This is a genomic window from Mucilaginibacter flavidus, assembly GCF_024055575.1.
In the GTDB taxonomy this organism is placed as follows: Bacteria; Bacteroidota; Bacteroidia; order Sphingobacteriales; family Sphingobacteriaceae; genus Mucilaginibacter; species Mucilaginibacter flavidus.
The window spans coordinates 16033-35296 of sequence record NZ_JAMXOE010000026.1; the positions used below are offsets into that span (position 1 = coordinate 16033).

General features: G+C 44.8%; 14 protein-coding genes and 1 pseudogene. 9 read left to right on the forward strand and 6 right to left on the reverse strand.

Going from position 1 to position 19264, the window contains the following annotated elements; genetic code table 11:
- Positions 1–51 precede the first annotated feature (51 nt).
- The 3 genes from NAF19_RS25735 (at position 52) to NAF19_RS25745 (ending at position 5615) form a co-directional block, all read left to right on the forward strand.
- Positions 52–1428, forward strand: a complete 1377-nt coding sequence (locus tag NAF19_RS25735; RefSeq protein ID WP_252793239.1) for a sigma-54-dependent transcriptional regulator — start codon at positions 52–54, stop codon at positions 1426–1428.
- Positions 1429–1637: 209 nt separating this feature from the next.
- Complete coding sequence (locus NAF19_RS25740; RefSeq protein ID WP_252793240.1) at positions 1638–2807, forward strand: acyltransferase family protein; 1170 nt, start codon at positions 1638–1640, stop codon at positions 2805–2807.
- 279 nt (positions 2808–3086) lie between these two features.
- A complete protein-coding gene (locus NAF19_RS25745) occupies positions 3087–5615 on the forward strand; it encodes a glycosyl hydrolase (protein WP_252793241.1) in 2529 nt (842 codons plus the stop codon).
- 257 nt (positions 5616–5872) lie between these two features.
- On the opposite strand, the gene NAF19_RS25750 is transcribed toward NAF19_RS25745, so the two are convergent.
- The 4 genes from NAF19_RS25750 to NAF19_RS25765 all read right to left on the reverse strand — a co-directional run bounded on the left by NAF19_RS25750 (position 5873) and on the right by NAF19_RS25765 (position 10081).
- Positions 5873–7096, reverse strand: a complete 1224-nt coding sequence (locus tag NAF19_RS25750; protein WP_252793242.1) for a dicarboxylate/amino acid:cation symporter — start codon at positions 7094–7096, stop codon at positions 5873–5875.
- Between the two features lie 64 nt (positions 7097–7160).
- On the reverse strand, positions 7161–8120 hold the full coding sequence (locus NAF19_RS25755; protein ID WP_252793243.1) for an MBOAT family protein: 960 nt from the start codon (positions 8118–8120) through the stop codon (positions 7161–7163).
- Position 8121: 1 nt separating this feature from the next.
- Positions 8122–8556 (reverse strand): hypothetical protein, encoded by a 435-nt coding sequence (locus tag NAF19_RS25760; RefSeq protein WP_252793244.1) that lies wholly within the window; start codon positions 8554–8556, stop codon positions 8122–8124.
- Positions 8557–8947: 391 nt separating this feature from the next.
- A complete protein-coding gene (locus NAF19_RS25765; RefSeq protein WP_252793245.1) occupies positions 8948–10081 on the reverse strand; it encodes a family 20 glycosylhydrolase in 1134 nt (377 codons plus the stop codon).
- 144 nt (positions 10082–10225) lie between these two features.
- On the opposite strand from NAF19_RS25765, the gene NAF19_RS25770 reads away from it, so the two are divergent.
- From NAF19_RS25770 to NAF19_RS25780, 3 genes are all read left to right on the forward strand, one after another.
- Positions 10226–11788, forward strand: a complete 1563-nt coding sequence (locus NAF19_RS25770) for a M20/M25/M40 family metallo-hydrolase (RefSeq protein ID WP_252793246.1) — start codon at positions 10226–10228, stop codon at positions 11786–11788.
- A 177-nt stretch (positions 11789–11965) separates the two neighbouring features.
- Positions 11966–12166 (forward strand): hypothetical protein, encoded by a 201-nt coding sequence (locus NAF19_RS25775; RefSeq protein ID WP_252793247.1) that lies wholly within the window; start codon positions 11966–11968, stop codon positions 12164–12166.
- A gap of 213 nt (positions 12167–12379) precedes the next feature.
- Positions 12380–12757: a LiaF domain-containing protein gene (locus tag NAF19_RS25780; RefSeq protein ID WP_252793248.1), complete on the forward strand. Its 378-nt coding sequence runs from the start codon at positions 12380–12382 to the stop codon at positions 12755–12757.
- Here NAF19_RS25780 and NAF19_RS25785 read toward each other — a convergent pair whose 3' ends face one another.
- Positions 12758–15184, reverse strand: a complete 2427-nt coding sequence (locus NAF19_RS25785) for a TonB dependent receptor (protein WP_252793249.1) — start codon at positions 15182–15184, stop codon at positions 12758–12760.
- A 177-nt stretch (positions 15185–15361) separates the two neighbouring features.
- Positions 15362–16896: pseudogene (locus tag NAF19_RS30860) on the reverse strand (MFS transporter).
- A 261-nt stretch (positions 16897–17157) separates the two neighbouring features.
- On the opposite strand from NAF19_RS30860, the gene NAF19_RS25800 reads away from it, so the two are divergent.
- The 3 genes from NAF19_RS25800 (at position 17158) to NAF19_RS25810 (ending at position 19204) form a co-directional block, all read left to right on the forward strand.
- A complete protein-coding gene (locus tag NAF19_RS25800; protein WP_252793252.1) occupies positions 17158–17868 on the forward strand; it encodes a DUF92 domain-containing protein in 711 nt (236 codons plus the stop codon).
- A 128-nt stretch (positions 17869–17996) separates the two neighbouring features.
- Positions 17997–18188: a cold-shock protein gene (locus NAF19_RS25805; RefSeq protein ID WP_252793253.1), complete on the forward strand. Its 192-nt coding sequence runs from the start codon at positions 17997–17999 to the stop codon at positions 18186–18188.
- Positions 18189–18346: 158 nt separating this feature from the next.
- Positions 18347–19204: a sigma-70 family RNA polymerase sigma factor gene (locus tag NAF19_RS25810; RefSeq protein WP_252793254.1), complete on the forward strand. Its 858-nt coding sequence runs from the start codon at positions 18347–18349 to the stop codon at positions 19202–19204.
- Positions 19205–19264: the final 60 nt, after the last annotated feature.

The window sequence follows — 19264 nt, forward strand, 5'->3', positions numbered from 1 at the left end:
TATTCGTAACATCTTACCACAAAAACGAAAAACAAAAACTATTGATGACCAATGGCTAAAATTTTAATAATTGACGACGAACGTTCGATACGCAGTACACTGCGGGAAATACTTGAATATGAAGACTATGTAGTTGAAGATGTTGACAACGGCATTGACGGGCTCGAACTGATACGTAAAAATGACTACGACCTGGTGCTGTGCGACATCAAAATGAACCGCATGGACGGCATGGAAGTACTTACTGAAGGTCTTTCAATTAAACCCGACCTGCCGTTCATTATGATATCGGGGCATGGTACGGTTGAAACAGCAATAGAAGCCAGCAAAAAAGGGGCGTTCGATTTTATTTCCAAACCGCCCGACCTCAACCGCCTGCTGATTACTGTACGCAACGCGTTAGACCGCGGAAGTTTAGTAACAGAAGCTAAAGTATTAAAAAGAAGGGTATCAAAAGTCCGCGCTATTTTGGGCGAATCGCAGGCCATAAAAAAAATAAAGGAAACCATTGAGCGCGTTGCCCCTACCGATGCGAGAGTGCTGGTTACCGGTGCTAACGGCAGCGGTAAAGAACTGGTTGCGCGCTGGCTGCACGAAAAGTCAAACCGGTCAAATGCGCCCCTAATTGAGGTTAACTGTGCTGCTATACCATCTGAATTAATTGAAAGTGAACTATTTGGCCACGAAAAAGGTTCTTTTACATCTGCCATAAAACAACGTATAGGCAAATTTGAATCAGCCAATGGCGGCACACTCTTTTTAGACGAGATCGGCGACATGAGCCCATCAACTCAGGCTAAAGTGCTGCGTGCCCTGCAGGAAAATAAAATAACCCGGGTTGGCGGCGAAAAGGAGATTGATGTGGATGTACGAGTGGTTGCTGCGACAAATAAGGATTTGTTAAAGGAAATTGATGCAGGTAATTTCCGTATGGACCTTTACCACCGGCTAAGCGTTATCCTGATACACGTACCGCCGCTTACCGACCGCAAGGATGACATTCCATTATTAACACAAAGCTTCCTGGATGAAATCTGCAACGATTATGGTATGCCGGTTAAAAAGATATCGGAAGCCGCCCTGGAAGCGCTTAAGGCACTGCCTTGGACGGGCAACATCCGCGAGCTGCGTAACATGATTGAGCGTTTGATTATTTTAAGCGACAGGACGATTACCGACAGCGATGTTAAAATATTTGCTAATCCTTCATCACCTGCCGTAGTATCCAATGGCAACGCAGCACCTCAGACAGATTTCGACCAGTTTACCAATTTCCAGGAATATAAAGACTTTGCTGAACGCGAGTATATTAAGTTCAAACTGGAAAAAAATAACTGGAACGTATCAAAAACTGCCGACGATATCGATATCCAGCGTAGTCACCTATACAGCAAAATTGAGAAATTTGGGTTAAAAAGAGGGGAATAGGTTAGTTTAAAGGTTGATTGAGTTGGATTAAGTTGATTAGGTTTCATACCAGAAACCAACGCTATCAACCTAATCCAACTATATCAACTTGGTAAACTCTAACCGAACTTACTCAACCTAATCCAACTCAATCAACATATTCAACCAATTTTTTGCTTTTCTCCCAAAAAAAACTACCTTTCGGTTACTAACCCAATTATTTAAACCGAATGGCTCATTCAGTAACCACACAACAACCAGCAGACGATTTTGACGCTGCCCCTACCCGCTTATTCTCATTAGACGCCCTTCGGGGTTTTGACATGTTTTGGATTATGGGTGCCGACGAAATTTGGTACACCATGAAAACTGCTACCCACGGCCAATCGGCGTTTTGGAATGCCATGGCAAACCAATTCACCCATCCTGATTGGAACGGCTTCCATGCCTACGACCTAATTTTCCCGTTGTTTTTATTCATGGCTGGCGTGTCGACACCATTTTCGGTTGGCCGCGAACTGGAGAAAGGTAAATCGCGTGAGCAGCTGCTTTGGAGAGTTATAAAACGTGGTTTTATCCTGGTACTTTTAGGAATCATTGCTAATAATGGCCTTCAAATAAGGCCTATTGCCGAAATCAGGTTCGGGAGCGTGCTTGGGCGCATCGGCCTGGCCTATATGTTTGCCAACATCATTTACCTGTATGCACGGGAATATGCACTGATATTCTGGTTCTTTTTCTTTATCATAGGGTACTATCTGCTGCTTAAATTTACGGCCGCACCAGGTTTTCACATCGGCGACCTGACGCCACAGGGAAACTTTGCTTCATACATAGACCGACTAGTGTTGCCAGGTCATTTATACGTACCGTATCCCGATGGCCGGCCAAATATGCATGATCCGGAAGGACTTTGTTCAACCATACCGGCAATAAGCACAGGCCTGCTTGGTATAATGGCAGGCTTAACGTTAAAAAGTAAAAAGCTGTCTCAAATGGCAAAAACCTCGCGGCTGGCGATCGCCGGTGTCGTATTTATACTTGTTGCTTTAATTTGGAATTTCGATTTCCCCATCAATAAAAATCTTTGGTCAAGTTCGTTTGTGATGATGGTTGGTGGGATAAGCTTGTTGTTGATGTCGTTATTCTATTTTATCATCGATGTAAAAGGCTATAAAAAATGGACATTTTTTTTCCGGGTGATAGGCATGAACTCTATCCTGATATACATGTCGGGCCACTTTATAAACTGGAATTACACCAACGACGGCTTTTTTAAATGGCTGGGCCAGCTAGCCGGCGAGCCTTATGGAGCTGTGCTAATGGCGATAACGTTTGTGTTGATTAAATGGGTATTTTTGTATTATTTGTATGAGAAGAAAACGTTTTTGAGAGTGTAAATTAAGTCAACAGTCTCGAGTCCAAAGTCTTAAGTCAAAACAAAAAACAGAGTTCGACTTAAGACTTTAGACTTTATACTAAACCCTATTGCTTTGCGAGATACCTCAGCCCTTCCGAAAACTAATTCTCCCGCTTAAACAAATCAGCAACAAAGGTTGGGCAGCTGTCAAAGTCTTTGTATTGAATTTTAAAGTTATGGGTCAGCGAATGATAATACATAAAACAATTCCTTATTAGCGTATTAATGGTTATATATGCAATACCCTTAGTAAAACATCATGAATTTGCAAAAAACTGCTGCAGCACTCCCCTTATTGCTATGTATCGCTTTTACCGCAATAGCTCAGCCCAATAAAAAGAATGTTGTAAAACCACCCGCAAATAGCCCCGAACAACTTTTTTTACATCCGCCGGAATCGGCAAAGCCAGGCGTTTTGTGGATGTGGATGGGCGCCAATGTGAGCAAAGCAGGGATCACCAAAGACCTGGAAGCTTTAAAGGAAGAAGGCTTTAACAACACTACCATGCTAGGCCTTGCCGATGTAACCAATCCATGGGGCGCCCCAATAGATAAAGATCCTACACCCGAGGTGATTGCCTGGACAGAACCCTGGTGGGCATTGGTGAAACACGCTGCTAATGAGTCGAAACGATTGGGGATGACCATGGGCTTGTTCAACGGTGCGGGCTATGCCACCAGCGGCGGTGTTTGGATAACACCCGAACTTTCAATGCAGCAGCTGAGCTGGTCGCAGAAAAGGATTAGCGGCAACAGTGGCAAACAAAAAATAGAGTTGGACAGACCAAAAGTCGACCCGCGCTCCAATGCCCGGTTCCCGACTTACAACGCCAAAAATGGCAAAATAGAAATGCCCGAAATACCGGAGCGTAAAACCTATTATAAAGACATTGCAGTGTTGGCCATGCCGGCAAAAGATACTGTTTTTAAAAGTTCTATCATCGACCTCACCCCATTGATGACGCCCGATGGCAAACTTGAGTGGGATGCACCCGAAGGCAACTGGGTAATTTATCGCTTTGGCCATACCACCATGGGTGCAGCCGTACAGCCCGCGCAATGGCAGGCCGCAGGTTTTGAATGTGATAAAATGAGCCCCAAAGCCGTTGAATTTCACATGGACCATGTGATTGGCGAAATTAAAAGACATCTTGGCCCACTTGTGGGCAATACTGTTGACCATGTTTATTTCGACAGTTACGAAGAAAACGATGCCACCTGGACGCCAAAAATGCGCGAAGAGTTCGCAGCGCGCCGGGGTTATGACATATTGCCTTACCTGGCGACATTTGCCGGCCGAACCGTAGAAGGCCGGGAACAAACCGATCGTTTCAGGAATGATTTTAATAACACGGTGCAGGACCTTTACCGCGATGTGTATTATATTACTATCGCCAAAAAACTTAAAGCTGCCGGCTTGAATTTTCAATCGGAGCCCTATGGCGGCCCATGGCGGTCTGACGAAGTAGTGCCGCTGGTTTCGAATGTGATGGGTGAGTTCTGGACCCATGATGGTACTTTTGCGCCTTACGAACTGGATGGAGTGATTGCCTCTTTAAGGAGATCGAACCAAAATATATTGGCAGCTGAGGCCTTTACCGGCCAGCCTGCCGATAGTAAGTGGAGCGAAACACCTGCATGGTTAAAGCCGGTTGGCGATGAGGCCTTTTGCGCCGGTGTTAATAAAATAATAATACACCGTTTTGTTCAACAGCCCTGGGACGATAAATACAAGCCGGGCAACGCAATGGGCCAATGGGGCACACATTTCGACCGTACCCAAACCTGGTGGAAGCCTGCAAAGGCTATGGTTAATTACCTGCAACGCTGCTCTGCCATGCTGCAATGGGGGCATTATGTACCAAACACTTTGGACGATTTTGGTGTGAGACTGGGTAACATGAATATCGTTTTGAAAGAAATCCACCGAAAAGAAAACAACACCGACGTTTATTTTGTGGCCAACACTTCGCATTACCCAGGCAATGCCGATTGCACTTTTAACGTAGCAGGCTTGCAGCCAGAATTGTGGGACCCGGTTGCCGGAACAATGCGCGATTTAAATGAATTCACCCAAAAAGATGGCAAAACCAGTATCACCTTAAAATTCGACGATGCACAAAGCTTTTTTATAGTTTTCAGGAAACCGTTTGTGAAGCTGGGTTTTATCCAAAAGGCAAATTTTACTGCAAGCAAACCGGTGCTTAGCCTGGATGGCCCGTGGATAGTTAAATTCGATGCGGCCTGGGGCGGGCCGGCCACCGCTGTAAAATTTGACGAACTGACCGACTGGGCTGCAAATGCAGACAAGGGGATTAAATATTACAGCGGTACTGCCGTTTACTCCAAAACGTTCAATATCCCTAAAGACGAACTCGCAAAACTTAACCATACCGTATACATTAACCTGGGCACGGTTAATTGTATTGCCAGGGTATTTATAAACAATAAGGATGCAGGCGTGGTATGGACTGCGCCGTGGCGAATTGCTATCCCAACTACAATGCTGGGAACTGCAAACGAAATAAAAATTGAAGTCACAAACGTTTGGGCAAACAGGCTTATCGGTGACGAGCAGGAACCGGCAGATATGAAATGGCTGCCCAATATGTATATGTACAACAGCGGCCAGTATCTTAAAGAATTCCCTGATTGGTTTTTGAAAAATGAACCCCGTCCCTCAAAAGGAAGATATTGTTTTACCACCTGGAATTATTTTGACAGTAAATCGAAGTTGTCGCCTTCGGGATTACTGGGGCCGGTGAAGATTGAGGAAGATGCGTTTTAAGACATTTTTTTTGTAGAGACGCAATACTTGCGTCTCCCCACGTACAGGGTGATCGGCACTTTTCAGAGACAACATCTCGCAAAAGCGTTCCATTTTCACAACGGAACACCCCGAACGGTATGGAACATGCTGATTATCAGAATATTTGAGTTTTATCAGAACATAAGTGACTGATAATCAATCATTACAGAGTTTAAGCTCTTCAGATACATTTCTGTAATTTGTTAATAATCAGAATGTTTCACATTTTGAGTTAATTAAGCAGTTTCTCCCGCCACCCAACTTTCTTTATCAGCAAACCGGTTAATCATCATTGCGGCGACAGTATCACCAGTGGCATTTAGCAAGGTAGCAACCGGGTCGATCAATGTGCCGATGATAATGGCCGGCGGCAGTGCTTCAGGTGGAAAACCATAGGCCGAAATAAACAACAACTCGCCAACATAACCGCCGTTGGGTATGCCGCCCTCAACAATACTCACCAGTACCGTCATGCCCAACGCAAGCAGGATAACATCAGGACTGTTGAAACTCTTGCCGAACATGGCGAATACAGCCGCCATTTTCAAGATAGAGGAAATGCTAGAACCATCTTTATGTAAAGTGCCGCCTAAGGGGATGGTTATGCCGGCAATTATATCAGATACGCCCATCTTTTTCGCTCCATCGAGATTGGCCGGAATAGTTGCTATACTGCTGCAGGTACCCACCGCCGTAGCCGACGGAATGATGTTATTGCGCCAATATTTTTTTACGCCTTTAACTCCGCCAGCGATAAAGGCATAAATGCTAAAAAATACTGCGTAGTAAAAAATGCTTACTCCATAGCCAATACCCATTGTATGTGCGTAAGTACCAAACAGCGAAGGTCCGAAAACTGCAACCTGGTAAGCAAAATATGCACCTAAACCAATTGGCCCAAGCTTCATGATAAGCACAAATACGTTTTTAAATACTTCGTTACCGGAGTTTAGAAACCGGCGAAAGTCGGTGCCTTTCTCGCCTGCATTTAAGGTGCCGAAGCCTATTAAAATGGCGAATATGATCATGGCCAGCATGTTTTTGCGCGATAGCAGCTGGTAAAATTCGCCGGTGGTGAATAGTTGAGTTATTTGGTCGCCCGAAAGCGCTTTATCGGTATGTGTTGATGCAGCACCGACGATGGCCTGTTGATGAACCGGAAAAATAGTCACCGCCACAATGGTCACCAGGGCCGCAACAAGCACCGTACCCAAAAACACCAGCGTCATAATAATCATTATGCGGTTTAGCTTTTGGTTACCGTGAAGGTTAGCGATGGCTGATGCAATGGCGAAAAATACTAAAGGGATAACGGCAACAAACAGCAGGTTTAAAAATATATCGCCGATAGGCTTAAGCACTTCGGCTTGCTTACCGAGCAGGATACCTGCAAGGCTACCGATGAGGATGCCGCCTATCAGCAAAAACATGCCGCTATAATTTTTTACCCAATTAGCCATACGATGGTTTTGGGTGGTAAGATAGTTATATTATTAAAAAATGTTAAGCGCTATATTATTGTTATTATAAACCTGACAAAGGCCATACAATCTGTTTGATAAACTGTGTATGAAACAGCAATGGCGCGGGCGCAACCATCCAGAAGAAAACCCAGGCATGAGCCACCATTTTATTCTTTAAAAACTTGACGTTGCGACCCGCCAGGGCTTTTTCAACCAAAACCAATAAACCCTGGATAATGAAATACAAAAGCGGCAAGCCATAACCATGGTTTACCGGAACACTCAAAGCAAGCTCATGCAGCAAGCCTGAAAATATAAAGGCCAGCATTAATGCTATTGCCGGACCTGTCTTTTTACGCAAGGGGCGGAAAATGGCAATTGATGTCATTTCGGTAAAGGCTAAATTCCAGCGTTTGCTCCAAAATTCAGCGAGGCTTAAAGCATGCGCAGGTTGTTTGAACAAGAAATAAGTATTGACACCTGATAACCTCCATGAGCCGGCGCTAACGCTTAACAAACCAAAATGTAAGATCAAGCTTAGACCGACGAGCAACATTATGCTAACAATAGTATAAGTCAGATCCTGGTTAAAATGAAAAGAAACAATTAAATGGGCTAACAGGATGAGCACCCCTCCCATTGCCATTCGACTAACTCCAAACCTGATCATCGCCCAGGCGTTGGGAAGCGCCTTTGCGCCAAGTGTTTCAAAAGGTTCGGCCCGCATACCTGCCCAGCCTGTGGCAAAAACAAACCATTGTTTAAAAGTAAGCTTGAGCTTTTTGCCTTTATAACTTTCTGCTACCGCGATAACTTTCATAGCGGTAAATGTCAGCGCAATTAGCGATAGCATCCGGGCAATAGGATAATCGCGCAGAAAGATAAGATAAACGGCAAAAATACTAACGACCAGTAATAGCCAGCTCTGCCAAATCACCCCCCGCTTAATTAACGCGTAGCCAACGAAAGCTACTGCTAAATTTATCAGCCCGAAATAAACAATATGCAGTATAAGTTCCATGCTAGTTTTGATGAAGATTAAAATAAAACGCAAGACCGTAAACCGCACTGAGCGAAATAAATAATAATACTAAAACTACTTCGGCCAGCTTGTTCAATTTTCCCGCGGGAAAGTTAGACCTGTCGAAATAAAAGAATTGGATTAAAACCCGTGACACCCAATAAGCGGCGATAAATCCGTTAATAATTATTGCAAGGTTTGAGCCGTTGGTTAGCTCCCTGTAATCGAACATAGAAAGTAAGCCGAAACAAAGGTTTATGACGAGAATATAAGCGGCATACGTCCAAAACATCTGTTTAATTAATGGCTGAACTTTGGCTAACTCCCCTTTCCAGCCGAGCACCTTTGGGATGAAAAAGCTACCAGCTACCAAGCCTGTTTGTGCCAGGCCTGCCAGGCGAATAAGTTGTTGGATAACAGTTTGGTCGGGTTCCATATATCGATTAGGCTAAATCAGGACACAAATGTAATAAATATATTGAACTTTCAATATTTATTGAAATAATAATTCATTATTAAGTATGTGGATCTCACGGGTATAATAAATTTATATATTCGGAATATCGCCATTTCCGTCGTTTTAGCGCAGGCCGTTGACCTGCGCTGACAGATTGAACCCCTTCAGGGTTAGTAATTAGCGCAATGTAGATACTTTTTGGCTTGCTTGAAATTTACGCTATTGAATAATAGTGACCCTGAAAGGGTCAAACCCACCAGCGATGGGCAACGCCCATCGCGAAACCGCCAAAATCATTTTCTATACCATTTTCGCATACGTCGGCTGACAGATAAAAGATAGCATCCATTCGTCGCAAAATGCAAACTAACTATTTTATTGCCGGCGCTTGCTGCTCCAATTGCCCCATCTTATCAAACATAATCTTAAACGTATTCCACGGCGTATTGTCACCGCCCTGCGGGTTTGCAACGCGACCATAATATCCATCCAAAAACTGGCTCGGCGACGACCATATGGTTTCAGCCATCCCATAAAAACGTGGTTTAAGTTCTTTGCCCGATGCGGCCCTTGCCCTGTAATAGTTTTCCACCTGGCTCAGTGCTACCTGCGGACGATTCCAGGCGCAGGTTACTACGCGCAGGCCCTTCATTGCGAAGTAAACGGCGGTTTGGTTGTCGCGGTCGTACTGCCAGTCGCAAATCACCACATCGCGGGGGATTAAGTCTATCGCTTTATAGGTGTCATTGTAACTGGCGGCCCACTCCCCTATGCCGGTTGTGCGGCCGTCAATCAGGCGGTCGCCCCAAATCCATAGTTCGCGGCCTTTTTCGGCAAGATGGTCGCGGATGGTTTGCACTTCGTTGGCAAACAGCACCGCTTTATCCCGACCGGCGCAGCGCGGGCATTTATCATCATCCAAATAAAATACTTCATCCATACCAGCATGGAAGGCATTAGCTTCAAATGCATCCAGAACCTCGTCAATTACCTCGAAAACAACCTTATGAACACCTGGGTGCAGCGGACAATAGCTTTTGCAGTACAAACCATCGGCATTTGGCCATTTATATTCCGCAGCCGTAGCAGGCATTTTTACCCATGGAGTTTCATCAAACTCGGGGTAAACCTTCAGCAAACTGCCTAATTTAGCCGCCCATGATTGGTGCCCCAAAAGGTTTACCTGCGGTATTATGCTGATGTTATTCTTTTTACACGCTTCAACTATCTTCTTAACGTCACTTTTTGAAAGGGCGACGGAATCCCGCAATTCGGGGTGGCTTTTAAACTGGTAGTTATAATCTACACGCATTATTAATGTATTTATCTTGAGCGGTGCCAGTTCTTCATTTATAAACTTCACAAAATCGGCTACACCGTTTGGTCGTGGGGCCGCTATGGCAAAGCCTTTTACACTGTAAAGGCTATCGGTACCGGTTTTGGCAAATAGGCTGAAAGCAAACAAGTTTGTTAATAACAGCAATAGATATTTAGGATTTTTCATTGGATTGAAGGCTTAAAACTTACAGGAAACTAAGGTAAAAGTAAATACTTCGTTTTGATGGTGTAAAGCCCTAATTTTAGGGTCTGTAGTGTAAAAATAGTATAACAAAACTATTACATAGCAGCATTTTAATATCTTAGAATTATGAAAAATGCTAACCACCACCCTATCCAAACTATTTGGCAAAAAGTAATACCTGTTGCTTTAGGCGTTGCTCTCTGCAGCAGTATGGCATCGGCACAAAATAAGCCTGTTATCGACAGCATCATGGCCGAAGAAACCAATCATTCGCAGCTTGAGCTGCTGGCCCACCAGTTATTTGATGGTATTGGCCCGCGGCTTGTGGGCACTCCGCAAATGAAACAGGCAAACGACTGGGCGGTTGCCAAATACAAAACCTGGGGTATAGATGCCCACAACGAAAAGTGGGGCGAATGGCGCGGCTGGGAACGCGGCGTATCGCATATCGACATGGTGTCGCCCCGCGTAAAATCGCTGGAAGGAACGCAACTGGCGTGGAGCCCGGGAATGGGTAAAAAGACCGTTACCGCAGAGGTAATAATACTTCCTGACGTGACCGACTCAGTAGCCTTTCAGCAATGGCTGCCAAATGCCAAAGGTAAATTTGTTATGATATCTGTTTGTCAGCCAACAGGTCGCCCGGATGATAACTGGAAAGAGTTTGCTACACCAACCTCTTTCGACAAAATGAAAAAAGACCGCACGGCGCTTACTGACGCATGGAAAAACCGCATCAAAAAAACAGGATTTACCACTCGTACCCTGCCTGTAGCACTCGAAAATGCCGGCGCTGTGGGTATAATCACCAATAACTGGTCGGCAGGATTTGGGGTAGATAAGATATTTAGCGCCTATACTAAAATTGTGCCTACAGTTGATGTGGCGCTTGAAGATTATGGCATGATTTACCGTTTGGCCGAATCGGGCGATAAACCGATGATCAGCGTGCACACCGAATCGAAGGAACTGGGTGTGGTGCCGACGTTTAATACCATTGCCGAAATAAAAGGCACCGAAAAGCCGGACGAATACGTTATGCTTAGCGCCCACTTCGACTCATGGGATGGCGGCACCGGCGCTACCGATAACGGCACCGGAACGCTGACGATGATGGAAGCGATGCGTCTTTTAAAGAAATATTACCCGCACCCTAAACGCACTATATTAGTCGGCCACTGGGGCAGCGAGGAAGAAGGCCTGAACGGCTCGCGTGCTTTTGTGGAAGATCATCCCGAAATTGTAAAGAACCTGCAGGCATTGTTTAACCAGGATAACGGCACTGGTCGCGTGGTAAATCTTGGCGGCGCGGGCTATGTTGATTCCAAAGACTACCTTGGCCGCTGGCTTGCTGCCGTGCCCGATACCTTAAAAAATCGAATTAAAACTAACTTCCCCGGCTCACCGGGCGGTGGAGGCTCCGACTTTGCATCGTTTGATGCTGTTGGCGCACCAGGTTTTTCGCTGGGTTCACTTAACTGGTCGTACGGCGCGTATACCTGGCATACTAACCGCGACACTTACGATAAAATTGTTTTTGACGACCTGCGCAGCAACGCCATGCTTGCAGCAATAATGGCCTACATGGCGAGCGAAGACCCAGAAAAAACAAAAAATATAAAAGTTGAAGGGGTGAAATGGCCTACGCCGGTGAAAGCGACGAGGAGAGGCGGGTTGGATAATAAATAAACGAATTAATGTCTACGGAAGCCTTTCAACGAAAGTTGGAAGGCTTTTATATTACCGGCCAGCGAAATCCGCCGATTAAAAACCGTAATTCACCGACTTGTGATTGTTCCCCGCAGATTTCCCTTTCAACTTGCGCGATAGGCGGCCTATTTTTGATTTTTATTAAATAACAGCGCCATGAATAAGCAGACAACAACAGTTATCACCAATGGCGGTAACTCTATCGATACAAACAGCAACAAAAGCAATATAAAAAGCGAATCGCCATCGGTTGGCGCTAAAATCCGCCATTTAAAAACCAACGATACTAAGTTAAACACCTGGAATTGGCGCATAGAAACCGATACCGCCGAACTGTTTATCGGCATGTTTGGGTAATCCATTCAAATGCCGGTAACGCATGCCGCAAGCCGCCTGTTGAGCGGCTTTTTTGTTGCCTGTATTTTGACCCGTAACGCCGGCCAAAACTACATTTGTCTGTTCGCCGACACAAAACCATAATTTACCGACATCTTACCTCCGTCGGCAAGGTTTACCTTCTCATCCTTAGCCGCTTGTGTTAGTTTTGGTTAACATTAAAATTTAACAATCATGAACACTCACTCAGCATACGCATTCGCCAACCCGGACGATTATATAAATACCACAACCGTTTTTGGTGGCGTTAAAAAAACCATCCTTTCAAAAGATTTTCGCGGCGGACAGGTAGGCCAGCTTTTTGGCAACACCGAACTCGACTTTACCCACGCCGACCTTGCCGGCGTAGCCATCCTTGATATTCAGCAGGGATTTGGCGAGGTTAAAATAAGAGTACCCAACGACTGTTGGATTGAAACAGATACTACCCAGGTTTTTGCAACTGTTGAAGACAAACGTACTCACGTACAGGAAAGCTTTAACTCCAATAAAATTTTGGTGCTGCGAGGGCCTTCAGTTTTTGGAGTGATTGAGATATTGAGCGGCGAGTAATTACCCGCCTGTCCCTACCCTCTCCATTTCTTCGGTGGCGCTGCCGTCTGTTCGTTTGGCGGTTTTGTAGGTTTTGCCAAAACGGTAAGTAAATGACACCGTATACACCCGGCTGTCGCGGTGAATAATAAAATATTCAGTCGCGTTAGGGAACGAAGTAAAGCCTTCCATTGCATTGGTGTGGAAAATATCGCGGGCGGTGAACCTCAAAGTGCCCTTCCTATTCAGTACTGGCCTGGAAATACCTGCCGATAGCTGGCCTGTTGGGTACAAAAGTTCCTGCACATCGTTCCTGGCTTTGGTGGTGTAAAAACCTGAGATTTCGGCCGTGTAGGTTTTACCCAACTTAAACTGGTTATTGGCGCTCATATTAAGCTGATTAATATTGCTGGTAAAATCGTTCCCGTTAAACCCTTTCAACCGTTTGTAAGTGTATGTTGCCTGCGTGGTGACCGACCACCAATCAGTTGGAGATAAATTCAATGCCATGGACAAGCCAATAGTATAAGTTTTACCCACATTACCCTGCGAATACAGTAATATGCCCTTAGCCGTATCGGCCAAAAACAACTGCGAAAAATAGTTTTTAATGGTGCTGTATAATATTGATGTGGTGAGTAATTGTTTGTACTGATGCGTCAGTTCCAGGTTCCAGCTGTATTGCGGCAGCAGATATGCATTTCCGGTTTGATAGGTGTATTTATTAATAATGAAGTAAAACGGGTTAAGATTTTGAAACACCGGCCTGTCAATGCGGCGACTGGCAGTAAGGGTAAAACTATTTGCCGTATCGGCCTGGTAACTGATGTAGCCACTTGGGAAAAACTGGCCGTAGTTGCGTGAAAAAGCTGAGTCTTTTTGAATTGCATTACCCAACTGGTGCGCTCTGTAGCCTGTATGTTCGTACCGAACGCCAGCCTGTATAGTTACCTTATCCAGTTTTTTCTCAATCGAACTGTATACTGCGCTGATGTTTTCGTGGTATAAAAAGTGATTGCTTTTGGTGTTATCATCAACCCACTGGCCGCCAACCAGGTTTTGATACGCTGCCAGGTTATCAGTATTGCTTTGTGATGATTTTACGCCCGCCTCGAAAGTGCTGCTTTTATCAACCTTTAAGGTGTAATCAACCTTGCCGGAGGCGATGTCTATAGTCGTCGGGATGTCGCTGTGCGATTCTTCGGTATAACCGCCGGGGGCCAAAAGGTGGTTTGTAAAATCCTGTAGACTGCTTATACTATAATGCAGGTAATCGAAATCTGCAGCTAAATCCTGTGAATCGGATATCGTGTGTCTCAAATTTAAATTAGCAGAACCGTTTTTAAAGCGGTTGGTGTTGTTGTTACCTGTAAAAATGGCTGAGTCAACGGCCCCGGCAGGGTTAAGCCAACTCGCAGTAGCCGTGTTATTTCCTGAGCGGTGTATGAGCGTGCCACCTAGCACAAAACCGATAGTTGTTTTTGGGCCGATGTAATAATCGAGCCCGGTTTTCACCGTGTTGTTAACAAATGTGCCTTTAAAATATGAGGGTTGCTTCAGCTGAGAGGTAAGATTGCCGTTTTCATCATAATATTTTCGCAGGGCATACAGGTCCGTTAAGTACTGAACAATGTTGACGTTGTAATTAAAAAAGGTGTTTATTTTGCCTACCCGGTAATTCAATACCAGGCTATTGGTGTTTTTAGGGTAAACACCCTCGCCAACGCTGGTGGTAAACGAGCCGTTAAAACCCTGCATTTTATTCTTCTTTGTTTTGATGTTGATGATACCTGCATTGCCGCTCGCATCGTAACGCGCTGTTGGGTTGGCAATCAATTCTATTTGAGATACCTGGGTTGAGCTCATGCTGCTCAGCAAATTATTCAGATCAGCGCCCGACAGATAAGTTGGTTTACCGTCAATGGTAATTAATACGCCTGTTTTGCCCTGCAAAGCGATCCCGCCATTTTTGTCGACCGTTACACCGGGCGATTTCTCCAGAACTTCCAGCACCGTGATTCCGGCATTGGTTACCGATGCATCAACATTTACAATCACCTTGCCTTTTTGATGTTCAATTGTCGCGGCATGCGCAGTTACATCTACCTGCTGCAAAACGGTATTCAGCGGTTGTAATTTTACGGTATCAATATTTTCCGAGGGTAGGTTGTAAGTCCGGGTAGTTTGCGGCCTATAACCCGTGTAAGTAACTATAAAAGCATAGGCTCCGGCTTTTACGTTTTCGAACAGCGCTTTACCATTGCTGTTACTAACCACAGTTTTTACAGGTTTGGCATTGTTCAGTAATTTCACCGTGGCCCCGTCAACCGGTTGCGATTTTTCGTTTAAAATAACAAGGGATACATAACCGGTTGCCGGCTGGCACCACGCGCCTAATGATAACAACGATAAAAAAAGCAAACAAAAAACCTTTTGGAGAGTTGGCATCAAATTGTGTTAGTTAACATTAATTTTCATGTGGATAGCAGCCTCAAAATATAGCTGCAAAGTATAACTATCGATGGTTTTTTAATATGTAAATATCACCTTTCGGAAGAGGCCTAAGTCTTGAGTCGACAGTCTTAAGTCAAAAAAAAACGGCAATTTAGACTTTGGACTTAAGACTCAGGACTTTCGACTATCACTCCTAATAAAAACCGCTCCCATCAATGCACCCAAAAACGCCAACCCTGCCGACGTAAGCATTATTTTGGCATAAGCACTGACGAAACTCTCGTGGAACATTTTCTTCATAGTCTGTTCGTCGGTAGTGATGCCATAGGGCACGTGTGCATCCCCAAGATTTGACGACTGGGCCATAATCTCCTGCTTTTGCTGGTAATTAAGGTTCACATCTTTTAACCTCGGCTGCAGCGCGCCACTAAAAAACAAAACGGCCAACGCACCAAAAATCGCGTTAGCAAACACACCGGCAATACGCGAAACAGCATTATTTACGCCCGATGCGGTGCCGGAAAAATGGTCACTTACCGACCCCATTACTGCGGCGGTCAAAGCCGCCACCGTGAACGACATGCCCAGGCCGAAGATGATAATACCCGGGAAAAAGGTTGTCCAGTAATCACCGGGGCCAGCGGTTTGCTTAATAAAAGAAAGCAACAGCAAACCGACGCCTGCTGCAGCCGGGCCGCAAATCAAAAGCAGCCGCGGGCCAAATTTATCGGCAAGGCCGCCGGCAAAACGGGCCAGGCTGATCATCATGATTGTAAACGGCAAAAAAGTAAGCCCGCTTTGCAACTGGGTGTAACCCTGCACCTGCACCATATTTAACGACATAAACAGCATGCCCGCCCCTAACCCCGCATATAAAAACAAGGTCAACAGGTTGGCGCCGCTAAAGGTGGCGTTGGCAAAAAGGTGCAAAGGCATCATGGGATGCTTGCTTGTTTTTTCGATAATTATAAAGGATATCAAAAACGAAATACCGGCTGTTAATGCGGTATACACCTGCCAGTTACCCCAGCCAACGGCCGGAACACGCAAAAAACCAAAGGTCACCAATGCCAATCCAAAAGCAATAGCCACAGCACCCGGAAAATCAAGCGACTGATCAACACCTTCATCTTTAGTTTCGTTTACTTTAAACCAAAGCATTGTCAAAGCCGCAACGCCTATGGGGATATTGATAAAAAAATATATCGCCACAACCCAGCATCGGCCAATGCACCGCCCAATACGGGGCCGCCCATAGTTACTACCGTGGTAAATGCCGACCATGTACCAATTGCTTTGCCCCGTTCATTCGGGTTGATGGAGGATGAAATAAGAGAAAGACTGCCGGGAATCATCAATGCGCCGCCTATTCCCTGTAATATCCTGAACGCAATTAAATAAGTAACACCCGGCGCAATACCGCACAAAGCCGAGCCGCAGATAAAAATAAAAATACCAGCCATAAATATCTTTTTCCGGCCCAGCTTATCCCCTAGCGAACCGCCTATCAGTATCAATGATGCCAGCATCAGCAGGTAAGCATTCAATATCCAAAACAAATCGGCTCCCGAGGCTTGCAGGCTATTTTGCAGCGCAGGTAAAACCACGTTTAGCGCCGTGCCATCTATAAATGCCATCGAGGAAGCGAGTATGGCTGAGACCATTATCCATTTACCGGCAGTACTGTGGAGCGCTACTGTTGCCATAATGCGTTTTTATTGAATTTAATAAAGTGTTAATTTATAGAAATTAATTTGTGGCTGGTATTTTTAATAATTAACGCCTGTTGAATAAATTGTTTTTTAAAATGAAGTTGCATACGTTAAATCCGGCTGTGTCAATTGCAAACTACCTAAAACAGCGCCATTTGGTAAAGGGATAATGGAGCTGCATAACGAGGTAAAAGGTTAATTTAAGCAGAGATGTGATGCCCTCGTGTCTCTACGGCGGTTTATTATATTTGCCCCATGTTTTCTGCGAATTACCTGGTTTATATTTTTCTTTTAATGGGTGTGGTGCTCAGTATTATTACCCGAAAGCTTACCATCCCCGCCGCCCTGCTTGGCGGACTAACCGGTTTTTTAGTTTATACCGGCGACGGATACACCGGCCTGGCCTTACTGGTTTTATTTTTTGTGCTAGGCTCGGGTGCAACAAGCATTGGGTTAAAAAAGAAACAGCAACTGGGTCTTGCCGAAGCCGATAAAGGCCGCCGCACAGCAGCACAGGTAATGGCCAACGGCGGTGTTGCAGCAATACTGGGCGGCCTGGCTTGGTATTACCCGACGCACGCACCGATATTACAATTAATGATGGCCGGCAGCCTTGCATCTGCAAATGCCGATACGCTATCGTCTGAACTCGGCACCATACTGGGGCAGAGGTTTTATAACATCATCACTTTAAAAAAAGACATCCGTGGGCTGAATGGCGTAATAAGTCTTGAAGGTACCCTTGCCGGAATTGCGGGAGCGATGATAATTGCGACTGTTTATTCCATCGGGCATGGCTGGAATATGGAGTTTTTATGGGTTGTTTTGGCCGGAATTATCGGTAACCTGGCCGATTCATTGCTTGGCGCAACTGCCGAACGCAGGCATTTAATTGGCAATAACGTGGTTAATTTTTTAACCACCGCTATCGGCGCAGGCGTTTGCCTGTTGATTTTAAAGACCTAAAAGCTAATTTATTAGCTATAAAACGCGTTTTTATATCACTCCAAAGCAATTAATATGAAACAAGATGCATTAATATCAGTTTTATGGATTATTATGGCTACATTTGCATCTATTTAACAATCAATATAATGCAAGAAGGAACAGTAAAATTTTTTAATGAAGAAAAGGGTTTTGGATTCATCACCCCAAGCAACGGCGGCAAAGAAGTCTTCGTTCACTCATCAGGACTAATCGACCGCATCCGCGAAAACGATACAGTTCAGTACGAAGTTGAAGAAGGCAGGAAAGGCCCGAACGCAGTAAGAGTAAAAATAGCTTAACAATCTATATAATTATTCGCGAAGCATTTTCCGTAAAAATCGGGAAATGCTTTTTATTTTTCCTTGCTGTTAATCAACAGCACATTTTTCTCTTAAGGAACGATTAATACAATCATCCATTACCGCAGTCTTTTAGCGGCCTAATTCTTTTTTTTTCTATGAGACAGCTCAAGATAACCCAGTCCATAACTAACCGCGAAACCCAATCGTTAGATAAATATTTAACGGAAATTGGTAAGGTCGATCTTATCTCTGCACAGGAAGAAGTTATCCTGGCACAAAAAATACGTGATGGCGACCAGGCAGCATTGGAACGTTTAACTAAAGCAAATTTACGTTTCGTGGTATCGGTAGCTAAGCAATACCAAAACCAGGGCATCACCCTGGGCGATTTAATTAACGAGGGCAACCTTGGTTTAATTAAGGCAGCAAAACGTTTTGACGAAACCAAAGGCTTTAAATTTATATCATATGCCGTTTGGTGGATACGTCAGTCTATCATATCGGCTATATCTGACCAATCGCGTTCGGTGCGTTTGCCGCTTAACCAAATTGGAACGCTAAGCAAAATAAGGAAAGTACAATCGCAGTTAGAGCAGGAGTTTGAGCGCGACCCTACGCCGGAAGAACTTGCCGAAACACTGGAAACCACCGTTGAAAAAATTGCCGATTCATTAAGAAACTCAGGCAGGCAGCTATCTATCGATGCACCTTTTCAACAGGGCGAAGAAGGCACATTGCTAGACGTTATGCAAAATAACGAACCGGGTACCGACAGTTCGCTGATACACGATTCGCTTGCTACCGAGCTAAACCGCTCGTTATCAAAATTAGGCGAGCGTGACCGCGAAGTGCTGGTATTGTTTTACGGCTTAGGCAACAACCATACCCACACGCTCGAAGAAATTGGCGAAAAATTTATCCTTACCCGCGAGCGGGTTCGCCAGATAAAGGATAAAGCTTTGCAGCGGATCAAGCAATCATCTCGCAGCGGAGCATTGCAATCGTATTTGTAGGCAAAATTTTGTGAATAATATTTACCAAAGCCTGTGAATTCACAGGCTTTTTTTATTTTA

Bases quoted from the DNA above. Each gene is read 5' to 3' on its own strand.
- NAF19_RS25735 (WP_252793239.1), top strand. From the start codon at position 52: ATGGCTAAAATTTTAATAATTGACGACGAACGTTCGATACGCAGTACA.
- NAF19_RS25740 (WP_252793240.1), top strand. From the start codon at position 1,638: ATGGCTCATTCAGTAACCACACAACAACCAGCAGACGATTTTGACGCT.
- NAF19_RS25745 (WP_252793241.1), top strand. From the start codon at position 3,087: ATGAATTTGCAAAAAACTGCTGCAGCACTCCCCTTATTGCTATGTATC.
- NAF19_RS25750 (WP_252793242.1), bottom strand. From the start codon at position 7,096: ATGGCTAATTGGGTAAAAAATTATAGCGGCATGTTTTTGCTGATAGGC.
- NAF19_RS25755 (WP_252793243.1), bottom strand. From the start codon at position 8,120: ATGGAACTTATACTGCATATTGTTTATTTCGGGCTGATAAATTTAGCA.
- NAF19_RS25760 (WP_252793244.1), bottom strand. From the start codon at position 8,556: ATGGAACCCGACCAAACTGTTATCCAACAACTTATTCGCCTGGCAGGC.
- NAF19_RS25765 (WP_252793245.1), bottom strand. From the start codon at position 10,081: ATGAAAAATCCTAAATATCTATTGCTGTTATTAACAAACTTGTTTGCT.
- NAF19_RS25770 (WP_252793246.1), top strand. From the start codon at position 10,226: ATGAAAAATGCTAACCACCACCCTATCCAAACTATTTGGCAAAAAGTA.
- NAF19_RS25775 (WP_252793247.1), top strand. From the start codon at position 11,966: ATGAATAAGCAGACAACAACAGTTATCACCAATGGCGGTAACTCTATC.
- NAF19_RS25780 (WP_252793248.1), top strand. From the start codon at position 12,380: ATGAACACTCACTCAGCATACGCATTCGCCAACCCGGACGATTATATA.
- NAF19_RS25785 (WP_252793249.1), bottom strand. From the start codon at position 15,184: ATGCCAACTCTCCAAAAGGTTTTTTGTTTGCTTTTTTTATCGTTGTTA.
- NAF19_RS25800 (WP_252793252.1), top strand. From the start codon at position 17,158: ATGTTTTCTGCGAATTACCTGGTTTATATTTTTCTTTTAATGGGTGTG.
- NAF19_RS25805 (WP_252793253.1), top strand. From the start codon at position 17,997: ATGCAAGAAGGAACAGTAAAATTTTTTAATGAAGAAAAGGGTTTTGGA.
- NAF19_RS25810 (WP_252793254.1), top strand. From the start codon at position 18,347: ATGAGACAGCTCAAGATAACCCAGTCCATAACTAACCGCGAAACCCAA.